Here is a 23,633-nt window from a genome sequence, read left to right as displayed (position 1 = left end):
AAGTATAAGAGATATATTTACAGAGGATTGGAAAGTAATTAAGTCTTAGAAAACTAAGGCTTTTTATTATGCTCTAAAGTATGGTTTTAAATTGCATATTATTGGAGTTAATAGTGTAAGTGAAATATATCAAAATAGTAAAAATATGTGTCTTAGAGCATGTTAGATGGTCCAGGGATAGAAGGAAATATGATAAAGAAAGATTTGCTAGAAAAATTAAAAATGCAAAGGATGATGAGGCTATTATACTATAAAAGAATTAGCTTTAGAATAATACAGTAAAATCTTAGTTAATGTCTTCTTTTTTGTTTAAATAATATATCATTTAGATTAAAACAAATGTATAATATCCATAAGGATATAAAAGTGGAGGAACATTTATGGTTATGGTTTTAGGTCTAATACTGATAACGGCTGGATTAGGGATTATAAGCCTTATAGGAATACATAGAGGCGTAAATAAATCTAAAAATCAAATATATTTAGCAACAAAGCATAGGGAAATGAAGGAAAGAAGAATGAAAAATAAATAATTTATGGGTTTATAGGAAGGTAGTGAGTAAGAGAAATATTATTTACTACCCTATTTTTTATTTCATGGAAGATAGCCCAATAGTTCACTATTGTTGAAAAACCCAATTAATAATATTATTAATATTGTCCTAAATATGGACAGTAAATAATAAATATATTACGCAGGAGGTCTACTAAATGGTAGGAATGGGGTTAAGCAAGATATTAGCAGGACTTACAATCGCAGCAATGATTGCTGGGGCTGGGATAGGATTTAATAAGGTAATTAATGCCAATAAAATAGATACTGCTACTGCAGCAGTTCAGAAAGCGCAACAACAAATCGGTGATGCTTCAAAACAATATGATGCAGATAAGGGTGAAGTACAAAAAATAATTGAATATGTTAAAAATTTAGAAAAGCAAGTGGATGATACTAATAAAAAGTTAGATACTTTAGAACAAGAAGCGTCTAAATTAAATAGTATGTTAAACTAATATTCTAATGCTATATGGTTTTACATTAACTATATAGTAATATAAAGTGATAAGTTGGAACCAAAAGGAAAAACAGGATTTAGTGAAAGCATATATGTATATAGGAATATAAATGATTTAAATAAAAGGTAGTGAGTAAGAACAAAATCTTATTCACTATCTTTTTATTGCATGAAATAGGACTATATATATTACAGAAAAACAAATTAAATACTTGGAATGTCTAAAAACATCTCACTATGATTCTTTTCAGTTTTCACAATTAACAAACATATGATTTTTCTTGAGTTTCTTGTATAATGTTTATATAATTAAACTAATATTTAGAAATAGGGAGAGAATTATGAAAAATAAGGGGAAAAATAAAAAGGTGACATTTGTTATTATAGGAGCATTAATAATAATTGGAGTTATAGGGACAAATAAAACTGATGTGTTTGCAGGAATTGATGATGGTAATATGGACTTTAATGGGGATAATGTTGTGGACATGTTAGATTTGGCTAGTCTATCTCAAAATTATAATGTAAAAAACGGTAATATTAAGTGGGATTCTAAGTATGATCTAAATGCAGATAATATAGTTGATATATATGACATAGTCAAAATTGCAAAAAAAATTGGTACAATTGTACTGACTGATAATACAGATATAACTGAAATGTTTATAGATGAAAACTTTAAAAATGCAGTATATGAGCACATTAGTAAAAAAAGCCCTGAATCAATACTTTATTCTGACGTTAAAAATATAACCGAATTAAGTATAAGTGAAAAAAATATAAGTAATCTAAGTGGAATTGAATTTTTTACAGCCTTGACGGATCTAAATTGTTCTAATAATAAATTAATAAGTTTAGATTTAAGTAAAAATATCAAACTATCATATTTAGAGTGTGGTCACAATCAGTTAACAGATATAAACATAAGAAATTGTGTAGAATTAGGGATTTTGCATTGCAATTTCAATCAACTAACAAATGTAGATTTAAGTGGTAATACAAAATTATATGAGTTATATTGTAATAATAATGAGCTAATAAATCTAGATGTAAGTAACAATAAGGCGTTAAATGTCTTATCGTGTGCATATAATCAACTAAAAGAGTTAGATATAAGTAATAATAAAGTATTAACAGATTTAATATGTTGTAGCAATCAACTTACAAATTTAAATGTAAATAATACAGCACTAATATCATTAGAATGTAGCGATAATAAACTAACAGAGTTAGATTTAATCCCAAATACAGAATTAGCAGAGTTATTTTGTAATGACAATCAACTAAAAAATCTTTACATAAGTAATAATACGAAGTTAATTGTAGTACTTTGTTATAATAATCATCTAACAAGTTTAGACTTAAGTAAGAATACCGAATTAGTTGAACTTAAGTGCACTCTTAATGAACTTAATACACTTTATTCAATAAAGAGTACATGGGATGAATTGAGTTATAAAACTCAATATATAGATGCAAGTCATACGGCTACAACAGATAGTTTAACTATTACAATTAGAAATTAAATTATAATTATTTTCAATTAAGATAAAGATTAATTAAAGAGTCTAGTTTTTCTAGGCTCTTATGTTTTATATCTAATTTTAAATATAAATATAAATATAAAAATAGAAAGAGTGAGAAATCTGCTTCACTCTTTCTATAATTTTTTTATTATATTTATTTTAGTTTTCAATCTTGTATCATTTAGTACCAAGAGTAAAATTTTACGTTTGACAAAGCAGAGCTTGTCCATGCATATCGTATGCTTGTATTGTTAAAGCACTTATAGCCAGACATTGACATCCATAAGTCACCTACGGTTTTTGCTGTATTACCGTGTGGATAAATAACAACAATATGGTCACTTGTTATTCCTATTGTGCTATCTCCATTATTAGCACGATTTTGTGCTGTTACAGCTGATACAGAACGCCAATGAGTAGTGGCATTTCCTTTTAACTTACTTAAAATAGTAGAACATGGTCCGTCTGGTAATGGAGTACCAAGTTTTTTCATTACATCCTGAGCAAATATGTTACAAAATGTTTTTCCAGCATGTGGTTGATATTTAGAATTTGTTGTAACTTTAAATGAATCTATAGTGTTTTTATAAGATGATGTACTTGCTTTAGTACCAACACTAAGAAATGTGAAAATAGAAATAAATGCAGTTAAAACTAAGAAATTTCTTAATAATTTTTTCATATGATACCTCTCCTTTTATCTTTTTTATTTTTGTATATAGTTATAATTACACAAAGAAATGATAGTTCCTTCTTTTTATGGTAAAAATTATAAAAATATCTTTAATATATATTTGCGTCTAAAAATTTTAATTGGTAGATTAAGTAAAATTTAATATGGTATTATTCAACAAAAAGAATATGCGGTATTTTTTATTGCCTAAAATGAGATATGAAAAAGTACATATAATTATGGAGTTTAATATGTATGATATTTGGTTTTTAATAGTAGACTAAAATGTAACAAATATTAATTAAAAGAATTATAGAGGGGGAATAAAATGAAATCTGAACAAGTAAAAAAAGTTACTGCATTTATTGGAAGCCCACGAAAGCAAGGAACTTATGGAGCAGTTAGAGAATTTGAAAAATATTTAAGGTCATATGGAGAAATTGACTTTGAATATGTTTTTTTAAAAGACTATAATCTTGAAAGATGCAAAGGTTGTAAGTTATGTTTTGACAAAGGAGAGGAATATTGTTCCTTAAAAGATGATCGGGATTTATTACTTGATAAACTGGATAATTCAGATGGAGTAATTTTTGCCACCCCCAATTATGCATTTAATGTAACTGCGCTTATGAAGAACTTTTTAGATCGAATAGCTTTTGTTCTCCATAGACCACGTTATTTTAGTAAGGCTTTTACAGCTATTGTTTTTCAAGGAATATATGGAGGAGAATCTATTGTAAAGTATCTAGAAACTATAGGAGAAAGATTGGGTTTTCATGTTGCAAAAGGATGCTGTTTGACAGCATTAGAGCCTATAACAGAAATTGAAAAGAAAAAAATAGCACAAAAAATAAATAAAGCATCTGCAAGATTTTACAAGAAGCTTATGCGGCATGTATTACCTACTCCTTCTTTATCCAAGCTAATGATATTCAGATTATTCCGCACAAGTTATAGGACGATTACTGATGAAAAGTTCAGAGATTATAGATATTTTAGAGAAAAAGGCTGGTTTGAATCTGATTATTACTATTATGTTCAATTAGGATTTGTTAAAAAGATGGCAGGTCGATTTTTTGATTTTTTAGCACAATGGATAGCTAAACGTAAACTTCGGATTTAGCAAAATGCATTAGAGTTCAAAAAGAAGTGTATAAAATGAGGTTATTTATTACCCGATAGTAATATCATCATTAGCTGGAGATTTACTAGGTTGCTTTTGTGCTTCTATATATTGTTCTTGAGCTGCAAGAGTTAACATTAAACATCCTATGCCTACAATGAAATTTCCAAGTACATTTATTTCATCTGCAGTCTTATCTTTTGAAAGAGCAACAGCAAGTATATTTGTTAAAATTAGTAAGTCTTCAGGAGTTAAATTATCTAAAGATGACATAATTGTACCTACTTATAAATCATTAATAGTAAATATTATGATTATTGTTTAAATAGTATGAGTGGTGATTTTTAAAGTAGTGCATATATTGTATTATAATTTATTATAACGATGGAGATTTAATATGAACTATGTGCCATTTTATTCAGGCAATAATCAATTTGATGCTTTTAGAGCAAGTGGAATTCCATTAATAGGTCACGCTATTTTATTTGAGCATGACAATTTTAAGGGAGCTCATTTACATGTATTTAATGGAGTAGATAGTCTTTCGCAATATGGTTTTAACGATATAGTATCTTCTTTTGTTGTTTTATCAGGAAGATGGCAATTTTTTCGAGACGACCAATTTCAATTTCCATATGAAGGTGTTTTTGGCCCAGGAGTATACTCATGGGTAGAAAACTATGGGATAAAAAACGATGATTTGTCATCTTTAAGATGTGTATAATAGTATATTGTTAATTAGAAATAAATAGGAAATTGTAAAATCGCATTATTCAAAAATAATTGAATTTGCGATTTTTTCTACGTAATATTAAAATTTCATATAGTAAATTGAAGTGAAGAATTGAATAATCTGATATTGAAATATGTGGATAGTTAGTATATGATAAACTAACATGTATTAATTTAAAATGGGGTGAACGTATGGACAATTCTTATTTCTGGACAATTCTTAATATAATACTAATTATTTTTGGAACAGGTTTGTTATTAAAAGATTTATATGCAGTATATCATCATGGAAAGTTTATTGTGAAAGTAAAAGATAACAGAGTTCTAGCTATTATATGGGGAGTCTTAATAATATTATTCTCTATGATATTTTCATCTGAGATAAGATTGTATATTCATAATAAGTTAGATAATTTTAATGGAATATTCGTATATATCTTTTGGATAGAATTATCAATATCAAATATAATAAAATCGTTTATAGGATCAGAATTAAGAGAAAATGGAATATATAACTTGGGTTATTTTTATAAATGGGATAAAATTAAGAGTTATAGTTGGGTGTTGCCAGATATAATTCAATTTAAAGCAAATACATTTTTGGGAATTAATCGAAGATTTAAATTTGATATAGATGAAGAATTAAAGCCAATAATTAATGAAACGATAGAAAGAAAGCTTGGCTTGTAATTTTCTATATTGTACAAGCAGAATAAATTTAATATTGGAAAATTATAAATTAACAAGAAAAGCGGAAAAATCAAATACGATATGTATTTGATTTTTCTGCTTATTTATAAAGAACTATTAGCAGTCTTCACATACAGTGCTTAAATATTGTCCTGCAATATACACTTTTTGTCCACCATAATAGGAAACTCCTTGACCATCAACCAAACCATAAATATAAACAGCTTCACCTAATCTAAGTCTTTTCAAAACCTGGCTATTTCTATTTCTTACAGCAACACCCTCTCCAGTACACCATACAGTTCCTACATAACCAACTGGTACTGGATGGTGAGTATAATGTCTACTTACACTACTTATTGTAACAGTGTCTGTGGTAGCTGCTGATGTAGCTACTGCGGGTAAGGAAGTTACTGCAAGAACTCCTGCAACTACTAAACTTAATAATTTTTTATTCATATTATCATTCCTCCTTAAATTATAGGCTTGTACTATATCGATATATCTGCCTTCAAGTAGTATTTTACACAAGTTTACATAAATTACCTAATATGGTATGGTTTTAATATTACAAGTATAAATTGATTTCGCCTAATTACACTTTACATAGATACTTATTCGCAATATCTCTTATATTTCCTTTTATTCTTGTATTTTACATAAATTACTTATTATGAATAAAACGTGTTTTTTAATTTTGTTATGAAATTTTTAAATCCTACATTGTTCTATATTCTGATTAGTTAGATTCGTTAACTATAAGTTTTATATACAATATTAAAAATTAATCTTTGAAAATTGAATAAAGTGGTATTTACCAGGAATAGTATAATATGCATATGACTAATATAGCAAAAAATATATAGGAGTGAATATTATGAGAGTTTTACTTGCACCAATGTCAGCGATGACAGAAACAAAAGGACCTTTTTCAAGAACAGTATTATTAGCTAACGAATTTATTAAGAGAGGTCATAAAGTAGCATTATGCGCACCCGAAGATATAAATTATCATAGTATAGAAAACGTAAAAAATTATTATTCCCCTATTCCTTCCTTATTAGGAGTGCCTAAATTTATTGGTAATAATATATTTAGAATATCACAATTAGTTGGATTACAGGAAAGAAAACAGATTAATAGCTTTGAAGAAGTTTTACACTTGGTAGGAGCAATTAATAGAAAATATTTTGCAAATGATGTATCTTGTATAAGAAAATCAATACAAGAATTTAAGCCCGATGTGATTTATTCAGAATTTAGAATAGCAGCTATTGTTGCAGCTAAGTTAGAAAAAATAAAGGTGGCTACAGGATATAGCTTACCAGTTCAAAAAAGTTTTGCATCTAATCCTGAGTATAGTAAAGGGGTAAATAAATATTTAACTGAGAATAATTTGAATAAAGTGGAATCTGTTTTAGATATATTTGACTGGGCTGATCTAAAGATTGTTCCGAGTTCTTACGAGATAGAGCCAATAGACGGAGAAAGCATAGTCTTTGTTGGACCTCTTTCTTCACCCAAACTAATACAAACAAAGGGAGAAAAAAACAAAATAGTAGCATATATGGGGAATGGGACGATTTCTCCAATGATATTAATAAAAGAATTAACTAAGGCATTTGAAAGTTCTTCTTATCAAGTTTATATTGCTACAGAGCAGGTGGAGCCATATAAGAAAAATAACATAAATGTCAATAAAAGATTTGATTTTAATGAGTTATTGCCAGAAGCAGTAGTGTATATAAATCATGGAGGTCAAAATAGTATTATGACAAGTTTAATATATGGAGTCCCCCAAATCATATGTCCAGGTAATGTATTTGAAAGGAAGTATAATGCATCTTCGATAGTTAAATTACAAGCGGGAGCCATGTTAGAAGTAAGTGATTTTAATTATGAAACAATAAAAAAAATAGTTAATAATTTTAATGAAAATCCTGTATATAGAAATAATTCTAAGAAAGCGGGAGAAATATTGTTAAGTCTTGGAGGAACTGCGAAGGCAGTTGAAGCTATTGAAAATTTAATTTAGCTAAGAAGTTTCTTAATATAAGATTGTATTAGAAGTAATATAAATAATGAATTACAATACCGTATTTTTGAATAAAAAGAATATGCAATATTTTAGTATTAAAAAATGGTATGCCATTTTAAATAAATTATATATGGATTTTATTGGAATTTTGTGTTTTAATGTTTATAATAATAATTGAACGCGTTTGTAATTTATAAATAAGGGGAAACATAAATGAAAAATTATATTAAAAAGTTTAGCATAATATTTTTAATATTATTTGCTATAATAGGAATTCAATTAATTCAAAGGGGAACTGTTGTGAGTGCAGCTACTGTTGGGCAACAGTTATTACAACCAGAAAATGGTTGGCGTAGATATGATGATAGGGATAGTATAATACAATATGTAGGAAACTGGTGGGTTCATTATCCTGATATGCCAAGTTTCTATAATGCTACAGAGAGTGAGGGGGATTGCTATAAGGATCCAAATTCTAAAATACAATTTAAATTTCAAGGGACAAAATTAAGGATTATATCTATTTGTAATTCTGCCTGCTCAAATTCAATAAACATATCTATTGATGGAGTCAAACAAACATTTAGCGAATACAAGGCAAAAAATGAGCAACTTCAAACATTAGTATATGAGAAAAATAATTTAAATAATAGCATCCATACAGTAGAAATTACTAATAATTCAACATTTTTGTGCCTTGATGCAATAGATATAGATTCTACAGGAGAGTTAAAACCGTATAATAATGACAAACTGATAGTTGTATCAGGGATATCACTAAATAAAACTACAAGTAGTTTACAAGTAGGACAAGCAGATAATTTAGTTCCTACAATTACACCAAACAATGCAACAAATAAAAATGTAAAGTGGATTTCAAGTGATACATCAGTAGCAACAGTAGATTACAATGGTAAAGTAATTGCTAAAAAAGCAGGAACAGCAAACATTATGGCAACAACTACAGATGGAAGCAATTTATCTGCTACTTGTGTTGTTACAGTAACAGATACAAGCACTACCAATCCAAATAAACCAATGGCAGATAGAGCAGTCTTAACTATAAATATGTCCAATAATGTTATAAAAACTTATGATTTATCAAAGGATGAATTAAATGCATTTTTAAATTGGTATGATTCAAGATCTAAGGGAACGGCCGAGGCGTATTATATACTTGAGAATAAGCCTATCGGAGGGAAGATAACAAATAAAGATTATATTATTTATGATAAAATAGAATATTTTAATGTGCAAGAATATAAAGCTAATTAGGAGTTTAAAGTTTAACTAATAAGAAGTTAGTGGGTAAGAATTTGAACTGCACTCTAAATTTTAGACAGTCTAATTAAGCAGCTCTTTGGGATTGAATCCTGTATTGTACAGGACTCAATCCTTTTATGAGTTAAGGTTTGCAATTTTTTAAACATTAATTATAGAGAAATTTAATAGCAAAATAATTATCTAATTCCAAGGAGGATATTTTAATATAGTTGTTGGAACCATATCAATTGCATATGAAAATGGTGATAAAATAATAGGGGCTAATAGTGGAAAAGATCCCTCCAGTGGCTTTAAGCATTTAACTAATTCTTGATCACATGTTGGAAAGGGGTAAGAAGTATTATACTCTGTATAGCAGTCATCATGGAATTTACAACACCAATCTACAGGATTGATGGGAGTTCCAGGACCACTACAACCAAGACCACAATAATTGCCAAATATGCAAGGTAGATTACCATTTAGTTGTCTGACCCACCAAGTATTGTTGTCCCAATATATTGCATTTCCACGTATATGACCTATAAGTTCATCCCACTCAGTAGCTATGACAGTATCTTTATTTAAGAAACTTCCTTTTGATCTATCTTTGACTTCATTAATAAAAGTTAGATTATTTGTGTCTTTTTCCTGGATAATCTCACAAAAATCATGTCGTTTTATGTTAGGATTATATCCATACCAAATTCCATTAAGGTAGGGTATTTCACTTGGAGTAGGAGAATTTTCGAAATTTTGTAAAGACATTTCCCTAGGAGAAGGTATTTTTTGTCTTTCGTTTGTATAAACTTGTTCTATAGTTTTTTCTTGAGTTTCACATGTTCTATGCTTATGAGATAGTGCTTCCTTATTGTATAATATGTGAGGATTAAATATTATTGGAATTGCAACAAGTTGTTGTGTAAAAAACATATTATAGTGCTCCTTTTTTAAATGTATTATAATATATGTTTAAGATAATCTTTAAGGTACTCTAGGTGAAGTTAGAAAATATAATTGATAAGTTTATTTTTACTAAATAAAAGAAATTATTTTTTTCATATATTCATCAGAAGTTACTACCTTTTTTTAAGGCTGGATTACCAGTTTTAATTATTTCTCATTAGCATAATCATTTAAAGACAAGATGTAATGAGTATGAAATATAACAATACATATATCAAGAAAAATTAAAAAAAGAAAAATACAAATATTTTTGAATTTGTATTTTTCTTCTTGATTAAAAATATATTAATATATCATCTTGAAGATAATCGATTATTGAATTAATCATATAACTGATAAGCCGATATATAATATACTCCTTCTTCACCATTATCTAATGTACCAAAAACTCTAGCCCAACCATTGCGTACAAAATATACTTTAACACGAGCACCTGCTGGAAAATAGCCTACATAACCTGCTGGAGATTTTTCAGTATATGCTTTAGTTCCTGGTTTAACAGTGCTATACCTTGATCTTGAGATTGTGCTTATATTAGTGTTAGATTGACTAACTTCTGCAGCTGATGCACTTACTGCTGGTAACGAAGTTACTGCAATAACTCCTGCTATTACTAAACTTAATAATTTTTTATTCATATTATTATTCCTCCTTAATTTGTAATTAGTACTATATCGATATAATAACTTTACATAAAAAATATTACATCGTTAGGATTAAATTTACAAATTTGACAAAATATAATTTAATCGTAAACAATGGGAAATATATTTAAAATGCTTAAAAATACTCCATATAATATAATATTTGTAAAAAAGTTACATAATAATAAAATATGAGTTTTTTGAAAAATTACATGTTTATTGTATATTCCTTTCAGTGGATTGTTTTTAGGAGTAGTAAAATGATTTGCTCGCATTATCCAAGAGATTGAATTTGCGTTCTTTTAAATTCGACATACTAGCATGAAATGTAATGATGTAAATGCCAAAAATTAAATTAAATGGTTGAGGGGTTACAAACATTTTTTTGATAAGTTTAAAATAAGTGCTGGTTGGGCTAAGTAAAAAATATTAATTATGAAGTGATTAACAAGTTTGATGGGCCTTCGATATAATCTTCTAGGACTCAGATAAATCATTATATTCTCCAATGTTAGAAAAGTTTTTGCAGATAAGCGTCTTTATAGTAATATACTTCCCATAGGTGATGGTATAGCAGTTAGCACGAAACTTTATGACTAAAACTTAGAAAGGATTTATTTCATTATAATCAAGACTATTGTATAAACTTTGAAATTCATCTATAACATTTTTATCTATTATATAAGATGTAGTGTCAAAATAAGCTACCATTCCAAGAGTTAATGAATGTTTTTCATCATTATTATTAATGATTGTTATATTATATATCCAACTAGTAATTCCTTCATCAGATTTCTTATGAACCTTTATATCTTCAATAAAAGATATAATAATTATTGTTAAAAATATAATTTTTCTAATTGTATCCATCTCTTTTTTGCTAACAAAGAGCTAATTCATAGCATGAAACCAATAGTCTGTACCAAACCATTAACGATGCTATAATATAAATGCAATAAAATAAATATGAAAATCAGAATATATACTGATTTTCATATTCTAGACAACTATAGTTTAAAATAGTTTTTAATAGAGTATATGATACCAACCAGGATGACGACCAGGTTCAAACATAACTGTCACATGTGCATTATTATGAAGCTTAGCAATAACATTTGCAGACATGGAATAATCATCTCTTACATTTAAATAGCTATAATCAGCGTCATTCTGAAGAACTACTCTAGCACTTAAATATGTTCCTCTATCATAAGGGTTGTCTAATTTAATGTAACGAGAAGATACAAATCCAGAGTTGGCTGCATGCGCATCAATGGTGCTGAATGCAGTACTTAGCCCAACACATAGTAATAATGCAATGACAAAAACAGATATTCTTTTAGTCATAATTTTTCCTCCATTTCTTTTGTAATTCAAATCCAGTATACATTATAATTGATATTATGTAAATAAATTCAATGAGAGTAGTAATTAGTAATGGGAGGGTATATTAAGAAAAAGTTTGGTTTATTGTGGGAAAGTTAGGCAAACTGTATAGGAGTAATTTTTCTACTTTTGTATAATTATAAAATATGAAAAGTAAGAGTTCTTGTGATAAACATAGCGAATTATAGGTATAATGATTATATGAAATATCATTATTTTAGGGTATATGGGGAATTTGAAAGTGAGCCAGATAAGTATGGAGCATTAACATTTAAGGTGGCAGAATGGTACCCTTTGAAAAAATATGTAGCAATAAAGGATAAGATAGAGTGGGATAAATATAAAATAGTAAATAGTATTTTAATTAAATGTAATATTGCTTTATTAATTATAGTTATAATAGCAAGCAAAGTGCAATATAAAGTATTATAAATCATTTTGATTTTATGAAAAATATACTTCACCATCACCAGCTATTACTATTTTGTAGCTAGATTTTAATGGAGTTACGTCATATTTTATAGAGTGTGGGTCTAGCATTATAGATTGAAGTGTTTTTAAGTTACTATCAAAAATAATTATATAAGAGCTTTTATCTGTAGATACATTTTGAACTTTATAAATTTTATCTTTCAAAATAGCCTCAAAATCACTCAAGTTGTAAATGCCTTCTTTAAATACATTTGATGTAATCGGAATAGCTGCACCTATTAGGTTAAATGATAAGATTAATAAAATCAAAAATTTTAGAATAAGTTTTTTCATTATATAACCACCTTTCACTAATATTTTGTGTAATGCATATCATATTATTCCATATTTCGTTGTGATTTAATGTAGTAATATTTATTACAAGGAACTCCTTTTATGAAGTTCCTTGTTTGTATTTTAATTAGTATATCTATTTACTTAGCTTAGGTATTCTCTATATGGTATGCGAACTGCTATTCCAGTATCATCAAATTTATATTGCGTATCAGAAAGAGGGTCATTACCTTGAAATACATTTAATCCTATTGTATAAATAGCTTTGGCCATTTCGGAAGGATCTTGCAAAACTGATCCAGCCATGAATCCCTTCTTAATTAACTCTTGTGCTTCAGGTGTTGCATCTATTCCAGTAACGACAATTGTTTTTTTAGGGTTTCCTAAATTATAGCCATATTTTTGCAGCGCTTCTATGGCACCTATGGCCATCTCATCATTATTTGCTATTATAGCTTCAATTTTGTTATCATATCTAAGAAATAAGGAGCTAATGTTATCTCTAGCCAACATTCTATCCCAATTAGCTATACTTTGGGCAAGCTCAGAGGTCTTTATTCCAGCTTTTTCAATGGTAGAAATGACGGATTTTGTTCTTTCCTCAGCTTCAATATTGTTTTGTTGACCTCGTAATATAATGTACTGTAATATGCCATCGTTATTAGTATCTAGTGCTTTTCTATTATTGTTCCACATATTAATAAGTACTTGTGCTTGTATAGTACCTGCTTCTATTGCATTTGTTCCGACGTAGTAGGATTTACCATAGAATTTAATAGTATCTATGTCTGCTGGTTCTCGATTAAAGAAAATAATAGGTATTTTACGTTGTTCAAAAACTCTAGTAATATCTTTAGTTGATCTTGTATCTACTAAATTTACTAATAAAAAATCTGCATTATCATTAACTAGTGTGCTTATGATTTCATCTTGTATTGCTTGATTTCCTTTACTATCATAAAATCTAAAGTTAACTTTTCCTTCATTTTGTTTTTCAATATTTTCTAAGCTTTGTTTGACTAAAGAAATAAATGCATCTTGAAAGTTATATAATACTACATCAACAATTACAGGTGTTTGTCTTAATTCATTTGCTTTAGCATTGATGTTTCTAATTTTATGTTGAGATAAGGTAGAAAATGTAACTAATATACATATTAAAAGGGAGAATGTTCTTTTTAGTATTCTCAATTTTTATTCCTCGCTTTCTAGTTTGATAAGTTTATTAACATATTTTTTAAATAAAAATAAGGAGAAAAGATTCAATTCTTCATCATACAATCTTTCTTTGGATATATTTTGTGTAAAAGATATCGTATTATTCGATAATTTATTTTGAAATCATTCTTGATGATAAAAATTGAATAAATGTAAAATAAAGGAGGTATTTTTCTGCGAGTGTAGAAGTATTGTTATAAGAACATAAATTTTATTTATTAAAATAATGTTCTTAAGTAATAATATTCGGAAAGGAGGAAAAGCTTGTGAGTTCAATAAAAAAGAAATTCATGTTACCATTAATGATAATATGTGTATTTATTATTTCACAAATACCATCTACAACAAGTTATGCAGGTACATGGAAATCATTCACTCAATCATTTGGTAGTGCAGGAATTATTTATACTAATCAATTTAGTATGAGAGGACAAGGTATATCAATAGAGGTAAATGCATCACCGTTTTATAATGGGAATAGGATGAAAATTACATTACAGCAGTATGATTCAAGTAATAATTCATGGAATGATTCAGGAGCTGAACCAGCTCGGTATGCTAGAAATGGAGAAACTCAAATTTATAACTGGAGTCATACTGGAACATGGCGTTTTAAGATAGAATATGATGAAAGCGTCAGGAGTACAAATATAAGAGTTGAGTATTTTACTGAGTAGAGCAATAAAATAATTAAATTAAAGAACTCTAGAAATGAACTGCTGATGTCAAGTTGACAGAGAGTAGTTTAGAAATAGGGTTCTTTTTAATATAGTACCGTATATTATACAAAAATAATATGCAGTACTTTTTATTGGCGTATATTACAGAATATATTAATATTTTCAAATTCGTTACATTAAGTGTAATATCATGCTATATAGTATTTGGGAGAGTGGGAAAATGAAAAAAACAATTTAATTGTTAGGCCTAATCAATATACATCAAAAATTAATTTTGATAAAGGAAGTACAATATTAAGAATTGACCACAAGGCTACGCCAGATGAAGCTAAGAAATATGAAGATGAATTTCAAAAGATTAAGTAAATAGATATAATATTAAAAAGGCTAGGAGATAATCCTGGTCTTTGATTTTATAGATATAAAAGTTCTGTGGTATAATTTTCCTAGAGGTTGTTTGGAGATAGTATCGAAGAAAAAAATTATTACTATAAATAAAATAGGGGGAAAGTTATGAGATTATTAAGGCCGTCTATAGAATATAAGCAGCAGGTTTTAGATTATAAAAAAGAATTTATGGAGAATGGTGATGATTTAGCTGGTACATCATATTTGCAGGAGTATGATATATATGAAGAATGGATGAAATTTGTATTGGATAATGAAAAAGAGAGTACAAAACATACTGAAGTGACTGGAAGTGTGTTCTTGGCTGTGAATGAAGAAGATAATAAATTAATTGGTATTATAAATATTAGACATTCATTAAATGAGTATTTATATAATTATGGAGGGCACATTGGCTACAGTGTGACAAAAAATCAGCGAAGAAAAGGTTATGCTAAGAAAATGCTGAAAATGGCACTTGGAGAATGTAAAAAATTAGAAATGAATAAAATTTTGGTTACATGTGATGCTGAAAATATTGCTTCTGCAAAGACTATAAAATCTTGCGGTGGGATATTGGAAAATGAAATTCTAAACAATGGGAAGTTAACCCAAAGGTATTGGATTAAGTTATAGGCATGATTTAGCTATATGGTCAGGCTTAAGCTTAGTATTTGCCACATTACTAGGAATACACTTAGCTAAGAGCGGTGAGTATTACAAGAAGAAATAGAAGTATTTAAAAGAAACTTTAATAAGGTTTGTTTTTGTCATAACATATTTCTGTAGATGGTTGGTATAAAGTATACCGAGGTAGTGAGTAAGAATTAAATCTTACTCACTACTTTTTTTATTTCTGTATTTTGCTTCATAGATATATATAACATAAATAGAAGTGACTAATTTAGTAACAGCATCTTTATGATTTTGATTTATTAATCAGAAAATGGTTGTCAAATTAGTTGCTTTTTTTGTTTTATTAGTTGAAAGGCAGGTGGTTACATGTGAAATTAAAGCGTTAAATTAGAATTTAAAGAACAAGTTAAGTTAAATGGAAGGAAAGGTGAGTAACATGAAAATTAAAGGAATTGACGTATCTAGTCATAATGGAACAATTGATTTTGAATCAGTAAAAAATAGTGGAGTTGAGGTTGTAATAATAAAAGCAACAGAAGGAGTGGATTTTGTAGATAATTTATTAGAGCAAAATTACAATGGAGCTAATGGAATTATACCACATATAGGGTTTTATCATTTTATGAGTGAAAAAACAGATCCTAGTGAGCAGGCAGAAGATTTTTATAATGCAATTAAAGGAAAAACTTATGATGTTAAGCCATGTTTAGACATAGAGGTCAACAATTATGGACGTTCGGCAACTGAAATAACAGACAGGTGTTTAGCGTTTATTAACAGATTTAAAGAATTAAGTGGGCAAGACATTATTATATACACAGGGGGATATTTCGGTAGAGATAATTTAGACAGTAGAATAAAATGTTATGGTGGATGGATAGCACATTATGGAGTTGATTCTCCAATGGAAACTGGTTTCCCATTGGTGGGACATCAATATTCAGAAAGTGGAAAAGTTTCAGGTATCCGTGGCAATGTAGATATGGATAACTTCTACGAAGGAATTTTCATGGATGGAAGTTATGTACCATCGCCACAACCAACTTCAGAAATTCATGACATAGTATTAAAGCTTCAACAACTGATAAATGAGCAAGGGTTCGGACCAGTTGCTGAAGATGGTATCCCAGGGAATGAAACATTAAATCATTGTCCTCTAATTAGAGAAGGGGCTAGAGGAGAAATTACAAAATGTCTTCAAAAATTTTTAAATAGGTTTGGATATAATCTTGTTGAAGATGGGATTTTTGGAGAAGGTACTAAAAATGCAGTTATGGAATTTCAAAATTCTAAAGGATTAGAGGCTGATGGAGTAGTTGGTAAAAATACTTGGCGTGCATTGCTGGGATTATAATGTGATAAATTTATATCAAAACTATCATCAATTTTCATGAAATAAATTATCAATATTTGCATATAAAGGCCTTTATATTGGGTGGTTTGTTGTATTTTGACATATATGGAATTATAATAATAATGTATATGTTCTCAGACTGGTAAAATGAAAGGAGAAATGATGAATGAAAAGTTATTTGAAAAAATTAGGAATGATATTTATAATGTTCTTGGTTGCTGTGGGAATTGGAGTAATTCAAAATGGAATTGTTGCGAGTGCTGCTACGGTTGGACAACAGTTATTACAACCTGAAGATGGGTGGACAAGATATGATGATACAGATTCAAAGATATTGTATAGTGGTTTTAGAGAAATAAAAGTCCCTGAGCCTACTGTATTTAATCAATGTTATCATATTAATTACATACCTGGCGACACTAGTCAACAGATAGGGAAAACAATTAAATTTGAGTTTTATGGTACAAAATTAAGAATATTAACTTATATGTGGTTAAGCGGCTCAGGTGCTAATGTTAATATTGATGGTGTAGATTGTGGAAATTATAGTGACTATTCTAGCAATAGGGGAGGCTGTTATATCTTTTTTGAGAAGTTAGATTTAACTAAGGCCGAACATAGGGTAGTAATAACAACAATTGGAAGGATAGTTTCATCTAATGCGACACTCAAAGATTTTATATTTGACGCTATAGATATAGATGGAGAGTTAAAACCTTATTCCGATAACCAACCAATAGTTGCGTCAAACATGACATTAAATAAAACCTCAGATAGCTTACAAGTAGGACAAACAGATAATTTAGTTGCTACAGTTACACCTAATAATGCTACAAATAAAAATGTAACTTGGACTTCAAGTGATCCAACAGTTGCAACAGTAGATTCTAATGGTAAAGTAACTGCACTAAAGGCAGGTACAGTAAGTATTACAGCTAAAACAACAGATGGAAGTAATTTATCTATGGCGTGTACAGTTACAGTAGCAGATGTACCTCCTGTAAATCCAACTGAAGATAGGGCAGTTCTAACAATAACTATGGCCAATAATATTATAAAAACATATGATTTATCAGAGGATGAGCTAAATGCATTTATAAATTGGTATGATTCAAGAGCTAATGGAATAGGGCATGCATTTTATGTATTTGAGAATAAAGCAAATGCGGGAAATATATCAAATAAAGATTATATTTCCTATGATAGAATAGAGTATTTTAATGTACAAGAATACAAAGTAAAGTAAGTATTTAAAACATTAAAAGCATTAGCTTTAGTTACTATTATTAAGTCACAAGTGAGTATATACTACTCACTTGTGGCTTTCTTATTTAAGCAAGTAATATTCTAAAGAATAAGTATGGTAATATTCTAATATTCTTAAGAATATGCTGGTAGAATACGAGTTAAGAAGGGATTTTGTAAGGATTGGTCTTAATTTTAAATAAATAATTACAATAAATAATTTGTTGTAATTTGACATATATGGAATTATAATAATCATATGTGTTTCAACATTGGTAAAATGAAAGGAGAAATGATGAATGAAAAATTGTTTAAAAAAATTAGGAATAATATTTATAATGCTCTTGGTTGCTGTGGGAATTGGAGCAATTCAAAATGGAATTGTTGCGAGTGCTGCTACTGTTGGAAAACAGTTAACAGCGCCAGAAGAAGGATGGCAGAGAATTGATGATACAAATAACATGATAATATATAATGGTACTTGGTCTAGATATAATGGTGCTGGAGCTTGCGGATCTTCAGAAATTTATACATGGACTAACAATGATAGCGTTCAGTTTAAATTTTATGGTACTAAAATAAGAATTCTAGGTTCTATAGCTTCTAACAAACCTACAGGTGAATGTGCAGAAGTATATATTGATAATATAGATTGTGGTAAAATTTTTGAACATAATGATAACCCAGTCTATCAGACATTGGTTTTTGAAAATACTTCCCTAAATAAAGGTTATCATACTGTTAAAATAATGACTAAAAATTTAGCATTAAGTAATCTTAATATTGCATTTGATGCTATAGATATAGATAGTGATGGAAAGTTAGTGACTTATACTGATGACAAACCAATAGTTGCATCGAAAATATTATTAAATAAAACTACAGACAATTTACAAGTTGGACAAGCAGATAATTTAGTTGCTACAGTTACACCTGATAATGTTACAAATAAAAATGTAAATTGGACTTCAAATGATCCATCAATAGCCACAGTAGATTCTAGTGGAAAGGTAACTGCACTAAATGCAGGAACAGTAGGGATTACAGCTACAACAAAAGATGGAAGTAACTTATCTATAACATGTATAGTTACAGTAACTGAATTACCAAGTAAAATTGAATTAAATAAAACTTCAGACAAAATTTACGTAGGACAAGCTGATACTATTATAGCAACAACTACTCCATCAAATGCAGGAGTAACTTGGGCTTCAAGTGATCCATCAATAGCTACAGTAGATACTAATGGTAAAGTAACTGCATTAAAGGCAGGAAATGTTACTATTACAGCTACTACAGGAAATGGAATTACAGCATCTTGTTTAGTAACAGTTGAAAACTTAACTGAAAGCAGAATTAAGTTAACAATAGTATTACCATATAACACTATAAAAGAATATGATTTATCTGAAAATGAATTTAATGCATTTATGGATTGGTACAATTCAAGATCTGAAGGTGTAGGAAAAGCATATTATATATTTGATAACAAAACAAAATCCGATTCAAGTCAATCAGATAAAGATTATATACAATTTGATAAAATAATATATTTCAATGTAAAGGAATATGGAACAAAATAAAGTTTAATCTAGAATAATCTAGAGCAGAATGGGAATTTTATAAGTTTGTAGAAATAATAAAAGAGTTTATAAAGACTTTTATGAAAAAGCGATTTAGATTTAAGCAATCTAAATCGTTTTTCTTTTTTGAATTTTATTTGTTTATTTTATTTTTCAATTTTTCTATTTCATCGGTTAGTTGATTTATACGATCTTCTAGAGCCTTAATTTTTTTATTATTATCGCTAGAACTAGTATTTTGAGTTGAACTAGTAGAATTAGAACTGCAAAATGGATTATTCACATTATAATAGATAGGGTTAAAATAACGACCTGGTCCTCCTTGAAAATATTGCTGCTGAGCATTATATGTTTCAATTACTTGACCAACTAATTGAAGCCAGTTTCCTATGGCGTTTTGAACATTGAAAGGAATACTTCCAGCAACTATGTTCCCAAGTATTTCTCCTATTACAATAAATAATTCAGGATTTAAGGATTGAAATCCGTTAAGTATATCGTTACATCCCATATTGGCTGAATTATTCTTACAGTCTTTCTTTGAACTATTATCTTTATTAGAATCAGTATATCCACAGGCCTTTAATAAATCTTCAAAACCGTCCCATCCCTTGAATTCCATTATGTCCTCTTAATATAAGTGCTTTTATTTAATATATTATTTTATTGTTATAACTGTTACTATTAAAAACAAATTATAAATATGATTGTGTTTTTAGAATGTACAAGTAATAGTTTGTAAATAGATTATATATCATGTAATAATAATTTCGTTTTTGAATAGTATATATAGACATGTGTTTATATAGAGAGAAAAAATATTTACAGTGTAGTGCATATTGACTATGTATAGAAAGTGATTTATATTATATATAGATATATGTCTATATGGAGGGCGTGGTATGAATATGGATTATGAAAAAAATGCAAAGCTTATCAAAGCACTATCTGATCCAAACAGACTAAAAATAATTGATATATTATCATGTGGAGAAAAGTGTGCTTGTGATTTATTAGAGCATTTTAAGTTTACTCAACCAACACTTTCTCATCATATGAAGGTATTAATTGATTGCAACCTTGTAGGAGCTAGAAAAGAAGGTCTTTGGAATTATTATCATTTAAAGATTAATAACTGTAATAAGTTAACTTTGTTTTTAATGAATTTAATAACAGAAACAGATGATTGTATTTGCAAAGAAGTACACGAGATATAAAAAGGAGAGATAAGAGTATGAAAACAAAAGTAGCATTTATATGCGTTCATAATTCATGTAGATCACAAATGGCAGAGGCATTAGGAAAGCTTTATGGAGCGGAGGTTTTTGAAAGCTATTCAGCAGGAACAGAGACAAAACCACAAATTAATCAAGATGCTGTTAGAATAATTAAGGATTTATATAATGTGGATATGAATGAAACACAAAAGTCTAAACTTTTAGATGATATTCCAGAAGTAGATATAGTTGTAAAGATGGGATGTAATGTTGTATGTCCATATTTACCAGCTAAGCATGTAGAAGATTGGGGATTAGATGATCCAACAGGAAAAAGTCGCGAAGAATTTATAAATACAGCAAAGGAAATAGAAGAAAAAATTAAGGATTTGGCAAAAAGAATTAAGAGCAATGAAATTAAATTATAAAATGAATAGGAGGAATTATTGTGGGAAATAAGTCATCAAGACTATCATTTCTAGATAGATACCTAACTCTCTGGATATTTGCAGCCATGGCACTTGGAATATTATTAGGATGGGGAGCACCTTCACTTTCAACGAGCCTTGCAAAATTAGCAATTGGAACGACATCAATACCAATAGCTATAGGCCTTATAGTTATGATGTATCCACCACTTGCAAAAGTAAATTATAAGGAGCTTGGCAAGGTATTTAAAAATCCTAAAGTGCTTGGATTATCTTTAGTGCAAAATTGGTTTATAGGGCCAATTTTAATGTTGATTTTAGCATTTGTATTTTTAAGATCTGATTCAGAATTAATGACAGGACTTATTCTTATAGGACTTGCAAGATGTATAGCTATGGTAATCCTTTGGAACAGTTTAGCAGATGGAGATAGTGAGTATGCAGCAGCATTAGTTGCCTTTAACTCTATATTTCAAGTAGTATTTTATTCTGTATTTGCATATTTGTTTATCACAGTATTACCACCTATATTTGGGCTTACAGGATATGAAGTCCATATTTCTATGGGGGAAGTAGCAACTTCAGTTGCCATTTATCTTGGTATTCCATTTTTGCTTGGAATGCTTACAAGGCTATTATTAGAACCTATAAAGGGGACAGAATGGTATGTGAAAAAGTTTGTGCCTAAAATTAGTCCATTAGCTTTAATAGCATTATTGTTTACTATTGTAGTAATGTTTATGTTTAAAGGAAAATACATTGTAGAACTTCCTTTAGATGTCGTAAAGGTAGCTGTACCACTTATAATCTATTTTATAGTTATGTTTTCTGCATCTTTCTATATAAGTTATAAGTCAGGGGTAAACTATCATCAAACTACAACCTTAGCATTTACAGCTGCAAGTAATAATTTTGAATTAGCTATAGCTGTTGCAGTAGCTGTATTTGGAATTGAATCAAGGATAGCCTTTGCTGCAGTAGTTGGACCATTAATAGAGGTGCCAGTAATGATAAGCTTGGTAAATGTAGCACTTCATTGGGGGAGAAAGTATTTTTCTTATCAAAAATAAAATTAATCAAGATATACAATGGGCAAAAGATGCAATAGAAGGTTAAATAAGATTTCGTGTAGGTAACACGAAATCTTATTTTTTACCCTAAAAATTATAGGATTTCTGTAGCTAATGCTCTCCATGTACTTGGACCACAAATTCCATCAGCACTTAAACCACGAGATTGTTGAAATGCTATTAATGCTGAACGTGTAGCACTTCCAAAATAGCCATCAGTAGCTAAGTTTCTATGCAAATAATGATTTAGTGCTAATTGTAATCCAACTACTGGGGCACCTTGATTAGTGAAGTTATCCCCTATGTAGGCATAAAAAGAGGTTACATATTTAGATTGATTTGTACCATATACTTCCACTATACCAGAAGATTCATAAAAGTCTACACATGCTGCCTCTGGATAGTTAATAGTAGCAGTAGCAAGTACTTTATTAGCAGAAATAGTAGTATTATTAGTAGCAGCCCAAATAGGTGTCGAAGAAATTAGAGTAATGCCCAAAACACTTAAAGATAATAATTTGATTTTTAGATTTTTCATTTTATCCTCTCCTTTATTTATATAATTTACAGTTTCATTATATTGCAAAATATGTAAAATGTAAACAATTAATTTAAGTTTTTTAAATTATACTAAATAATTAAAAAAACTTTTAAGTTAATTCAGCCTAGTTTTAAGGGCGTTTTATTAGCTTTATAGAATTACTTTTAATATAAAAATTGTTTTTTAAAAGGTAGGTGTATCAATACATATTTTATACAGTGGGATAAGTAAGTGAATTAAATAATTTAATCAAAGAAGATTTGACTTTTAAGAAAGATAGTTTAAGAAATTATTAATTACAACATCATTACTTGTATTTCTAATTCTTACTACGGCATTTGCATTTGAACAAACGGGTTACTTCAACAAGTATACAGATTATGCAACTGGAAGTTTGAATAATGTTACTGGTTATACAGCAATGGAAGGTATGTGCATTGACAGAGGTACCAATA

At 28.6% G+C, this 23,633-nt stretch carries 30 protein-coding genes; 19 read left to right on the top strand and 11 right to left on the bottom strand.

What is annotated here, in order from left to right:
• Window positions 1-119: 119 nt before the first annotated feature.
• From FAY47_RS21220 to FAY47_RS15995, 4 genes are all read left to right on the top strand, one after another.
• Window positions 120-254 carry a hypothetical protein gene (locus FAY47_RS21220; RefSeq protein WP_279232114.1) on the top strand — a complete coding sequence of 45 codons (135 nt, stop codon included), beginning with the start codon at window positions 120-122 and terminating at the stop codon, window positions 252-254.
• Between the two features lie 126 nt (window positions 255-380).
• On the top strand, window positions 381-533 hold the full coding sequence (locus FAY47_RS20405) for a hypothetical protein (RefSeq protein ID WP_185966864.1): 153 nt from the start codon (window positions 381-383) through the stop codon (window positions 531-533).
• Window positions 534-711: 178 nt separating this feature from the next.
• The gene (locus FAY47_RS16000) at window positions 712-1,011 is read left to right on the top strand and encodes a hypothetical protein (RefSeq protein WP_143317903.1); all 300 of its coding nucleotides are present in this window, start codon (window positions 712-714) and stop codon (window positions 1,009-1,011) included.
• A 343-nt stretch (window positions 1,012-1,354) separates the two neighbouring features.
• Window positions 1,355-2,539: a hypothetical protein gene (locus FAY47_RS15995; RefSeq protein WP_143317902.1), complete on the top strand. Its 1,185-nt coding sequence runs from the start codon at window positions 1,355-1,357 to the stop codon at window positions 2,537-2,539.
• A 181-nt stretch (window positions 2,540-2,720) separates the two neighbouring features.
• Here the strand turns inward: FAY47_RS15995 and FAY47_RS15990 are convergent, their stop codons facing one another.
• Entirely contained in the window at window positions 2,721-3,221 is a 501-nt protein-coding gene (locus FAY47_RS15990) for a hypothetical protein (protein WP_143317901.1), read from the bottom strand.
• A 319-nt stretch (window positions 3,222-3,540) separates the two neighbouring features.
• Between FAY47_RS15990 and FAY47_RS15985 the strand changes: the two genes are divergently transcribed.
• On the top strand, window positions 3,541-4,335 hold the full coding sequence (locus FAY47_RS15985; protein ID WP_143317900.1) for a flavodoxin family protein: 795 nt from the start codon (window positions 3,541-3,543) through the stop codon (window positions 4,333-4,335).
• A 48-nt stretch (window positions 4,336-4,383) separates the two neighbouring features.
• Here the strand turns inward: FAY47_RS15985 and FAY47_RS15980 are convergent, their stop codons facing one another.
• The gene (locus tag FAY47_RS15980; RefSeq protein WP_143317899.1) at window positions 4,384-4,608 is read right to left on the bottom strand and encodes a hypothetical protein; all 225 of its coding nucleotides are present in this window, start codon (window positions 4,606-4,608) and stop codon (window positions 4,384-4,386) included.
• A 124-nt stretch (window positions 4,609-4,732) separates the two neighbouring features.
• Here FAY47_RS15980 and FAY47_RS15975 point away from each other — a divergent pair, with 124 nt between their 5' ends.
• Complete coding sequence (locus tag FAY47_RS15975) at window positions 4,733-5,059, top strand: beta/gamma crystallin-related protein (RefSeq protein WP_143317898.1); 327 nt, start codon at window positions 4,733-4,735, stop codon at window positions 5,057-5,059.
• Between the two features lie 200 nt (window positions 5,060-5,259).
• Window positions 5,260-5,757 carry a hypothetical protein gene (locus tag FAY47_RS15970; RefSeq protein ID WP_143317897.1) on the top strand — a complete coding sequence of 166 codons (498 nt, stop codon included), beginning with the start codon at window positions 5,260-5,262 and terminating at the stop codon, window positions 5,755-5,757.
• Window positions 5,758-5,874: 117 nt separating this feature from the next.
• On the opposite strand, the gene FAY47_RS15965 is transcribed toward FAY47_RS15970, so the two are convergent.
• Window positions 5,875-6,216, bottom strand: a complete 342-nt coding sequence (locus FAY47_RS15965) for a hypothetical protein (RefSeq protein ID WP_143317896.1) — start codon at window positions 6,214-6,216, stop codon at window positions 5,875-5,877.
• Window positions 6,217-6,634: 418 nt separating this feature from the next.
• On the opposite strand from FAY47_RS15965, the gene FAY47_RS15960 reads away from it, so the two are divergent.
• Both FAY47_RS15960 and FAY47_RS15955 read left to right on the top strand, forming a co-directional pair.
• Window positions 6,635-7,792 (top strand): nucleotide disphospho-sugar-binding domain-containing protein, encoded by a 1,158-nt coding sequence (locus FAY47_RS15960; RefSeq protein ID WP_143317895.1) that lies wholly within the window; start codon window positions 6,635-6,637, stop codon window positions 7,790-7,792.
• Window positions 7,793-8,008: 216 nt separating this feature from the next.
• Window positions 8,009-9,070: an Ig-like domain-containing protein gene (locus FAY47_RS15955; protein ID WP_143317894.1), complete on the top strand. Its 1,062-nt coding sequence runs from the start codon at window positions 8,009-8,011 to the stop codon at window positions 9,068-9,070.
• Window positions 9,071-9,259: 189 nt separating this feature from the next.
• On the opposite strand, the gene FAY47_RS15950 is transcribed toward FAY47_RS15955, so the two are convergent.
• The 4 genes from FAY47_RS15950 to FAY47_RS15930 form a co-directional block, all read right to left on the bottom strand.
• The gene (locus FAY47_RS15950; protein ID WP_143317893.1) at window positions 9,260-9,991 is read right to left on the bottom strand and encodes a hypothetical protein; all 732 of its coding nucleotides are present in this window, start codon (window positions 9,989-9,991) and stop codon (window positions 9,260-9,262) included.
• 353 nt (window positions 9,992-10,344) lie between these two features.
• On the bottom strand, window positions 10,345-10,662 hold the full coding sequence (locus tag FAY47_RS15945) for a hypothetical protein (RefSeq protein ID WP_143317892.1): 318 nt from the start codon (window positions 10,660-10,662) through the stop codon (window positions 10,345-10,347).
• A gap of 609 nt (window positions 10,663-11,271) precedes the next feature.
• Window positions 11,272-11,538 (bottom strand): hypothetical protein, encoded by a 267-nt coding sequence (locus FAY47_RS15935; RefSeq protein WP_143317891.1) that lies wholly within the window; start codon window positions 11,536-11,538, stop codon window positions 11,272-11,274.
• A gap of 156 nt (window positions 11,539-11,694) precedes the next feature.
• The gene (locus FAY47_RS15930; RefSeq protein ID WP_143317890.1) at window positions 11,695-12,045 is read right to left on the bottom strand and encodes a hypothetical protein; all 351 of its coding nucleotides are present in this window, start codon (window positions 12,043-12,045) and stop codon (window positions 11,695-11,697) included.
• A 174-nt stretch (window positions 12,046-12,219) separates the two neighbouring features.
• Here FAY47_RS15930 and FAY47_RS15925 point away from each other — a divergent pair, with 174 nt between their 5' ends.
• Window positions 12,220-12,486, top strand: a complete 267-nt coding sequence (locus FAY47_RS15925) for a hypothetical protein (protein WP_143317889.1) — start codon at window positions 12,220-12,222, stop codon at window positions 12,484-12,486.
• Window positions 12,487-12,498: 12 nt separating this feature from the next.
• On the opposite strand, the gene FAY47_RS15920 is transcribed toward FAY47_RS15925, so the two are convergent.
• Window positions 12,499-12,819 (bottom strand): hypothetical protein, encoded by a 321-nt coding sequence (locus FAY47_RS15920; protein WP_143317888.1) that lies wholly within the window; start codon window positions 12,817-12,819, stop codon window positions 12,499-12,501.
• A gap of 144 nt (window positions 12,820-12,963) precedes the next feature.
• Window positions 12,964-14,010 (bottom strand): galactose ABC transporter substrate-binding protein, encoded by a 1,047-nt coding sequence (locus FAY47_RS15915; protein WP_143317887.1) that lies wholly within the window; start codon window positions 14,008-14,010, stop codon window positions 12,964-12,966.
• Window positions 14,011-14,303: 293 nt separating this feature from the next.
• On the opposite strand from FAY47_RS15915, the gene FAY47_RS15910 reads away from it, so the two are divergent.
• From FAY47_RS15910 to FAY47_RS15890, 6 genes are all read left to right on the top strand, one after another.
• The gene (locus tag FAY47_RS15910) at window positions 14,304-14,714 is read left to right on the top strand and encodes a hypothetical protein (protein WP_143317886.1); all 411 of its coding nucleotides are present in this window, start codon (window positions 14,304-14,306) and stop codon (window positions 14,712-14,714) included.
• Between the two features lie 207 nt (window positions 14,715-14,921).
• Complete coding sequence (locus FAY47_RS20400; protein WP_185966863.1) at window positions 14,922-15,083, top strand: hypothetical protein; 162 nt, start codon at window positions 14,922-14,924, stop codon at window positions 15,081-15,083.
• Window positions 15,084-15,230: 147 nt separating this feature from the next.
• Window positions 15,231-15,740, top strand: a complete 510-nt coding sequence (locus FAY47_RS15905; protein ID WP_143317885.1) for a GNAT family N-acetyltransferase — start codon at window positions 15,231-15,233, stop codon at window positions 15,738-15,740.
• Between the two features lie 436 nt (window positions 15,741-16,176).
• On the top strand, window positions 16,177-17,094 hold the full coding sequence (locus FAY47_RS15900) for a GH25 family lysozyme (protein ID WP_143317884.1): 918 nt from the start codon (window positions 16,177-16,179) through the stop codon (window positions 17,092-17,094).
• Between the two features lie 166 nt (window positions 17,095-17,260).
• Window positions 17,261-18,340 (top strand): Ig domain-containing protein, encoded by a 1,080-nt coding sequence (locus FAY47_RS15895; RefSeq protein WP_143317883.1) that lies wholly within the window; start codon window positions 17,261-17,263, stop codon window positions 18,338-18,340.
• Window positions 18,341-18,638: 298 nt separating this feature from the next.
• Window positions 18,639-19,922 carry an Ig domain-containing protein gene (locus tag FAY47_RS15890; protein ID WP_143317882.1) on the top strand — a complete coding sequence of 428 codons (1,284 nt, stop codon included), beginning with the start codon at window positions 18,639-18,641 and terminating at the stop codon, window positions 19,920-19,922.
• Window positions 19,923-20,055: 133 nt separating this feature from the next.
• On the opposite strand, the gene FAY47_RS15885 is transcribed toward FAY47_RS15890, so the two are convergent.
• Window positions 20,056-20,544: a hypothetical protein gene (locus FAY47_RS15885; protein WP_143317881.1), complete on the bottom strand. Its 489-nt coding sequence runs from the start codon at window positions 20,542-20,544 to the stop codon at window positions 20,056-20,058.
• 280 nt (window positions 20,545-20,824) lie between these two features.
• Here FAY47_RS15885 and FAY47_RS15880 point away from each other — a divergent pair, with 280 nt between their 5' ends.
• From FAY47_RS15880 to arsB, 3 genes are read left to right on the top strand one after another with little or no spacing between them, the layout of a single operon-like run.
• Complete coding sequence (locus tag FAY47_RS15880) at window positions 20,825-21,139, top strand: metalloregulator ArsR/SmtB family transcription factor (RefSeq protein WP_143317880.1); 315 nt, start codon at window positions 20,825-20,827, stop codon at window positions 21,137-21,139.
• A 17-nt stretch (window positions 21,140-21,156) separates the two neighbouring features.
• Window positions 21,157-21,567, top strand: coding sequence for an arsenate reductase ArsC (locus tag FAY47_RS15875; RefSeq protein WP_143317879.1), 411 nt, complete (start codon window positions 21,157-21,159; stop codon window positions 21,565-21,567).
• A gap of 20 nt (window positions 21,568-21,587) precedes the next feature.
• Window positions 21,588-22,637, top strand: coding sequence for an ACR3 family arsenite efflux transporter (gene arsB / locus FAY47_RS15870; protein WP_143317878.1), 1,050 nt, complete (start codon window positions 21,588-21,590; stop codon window positions 22,635-22,637).
• 94 nt (window positions 22,638-22,731) lie between these two features.
• Here the strand turns inward: arsB and FAY47_RS21215 are convergent, their stop codons facing one another.
• The gene (locus FAY47_RS21215; RefSeq protein WP_143317877.1) at window positions 22,732-23,175 is read right to left on the bottom strand and encodes a peptidoglycan-binding domain-containing protein; all 444 of its coding nucleotides are present in this window, start codon (window positions 23,173-23,175) and stop codon (window positions 22,732-22,734) included.
• Window positions 23,176-23,633: the final 458 nt, after the last annotated feature.

The sequence above is a fragment of the Clostridium sp. HBUAS56017 genome, assembly GCF_007115085.1.
Classification (GTDB): Bacteria; Bacillota; Clostridia; order Clostridiales; family Clostridiaceae; genus Clostridium; species Clostridium cibarium.
This window is presented reverse-complemented; position numbering and strand designations above follow the sequence as displayed.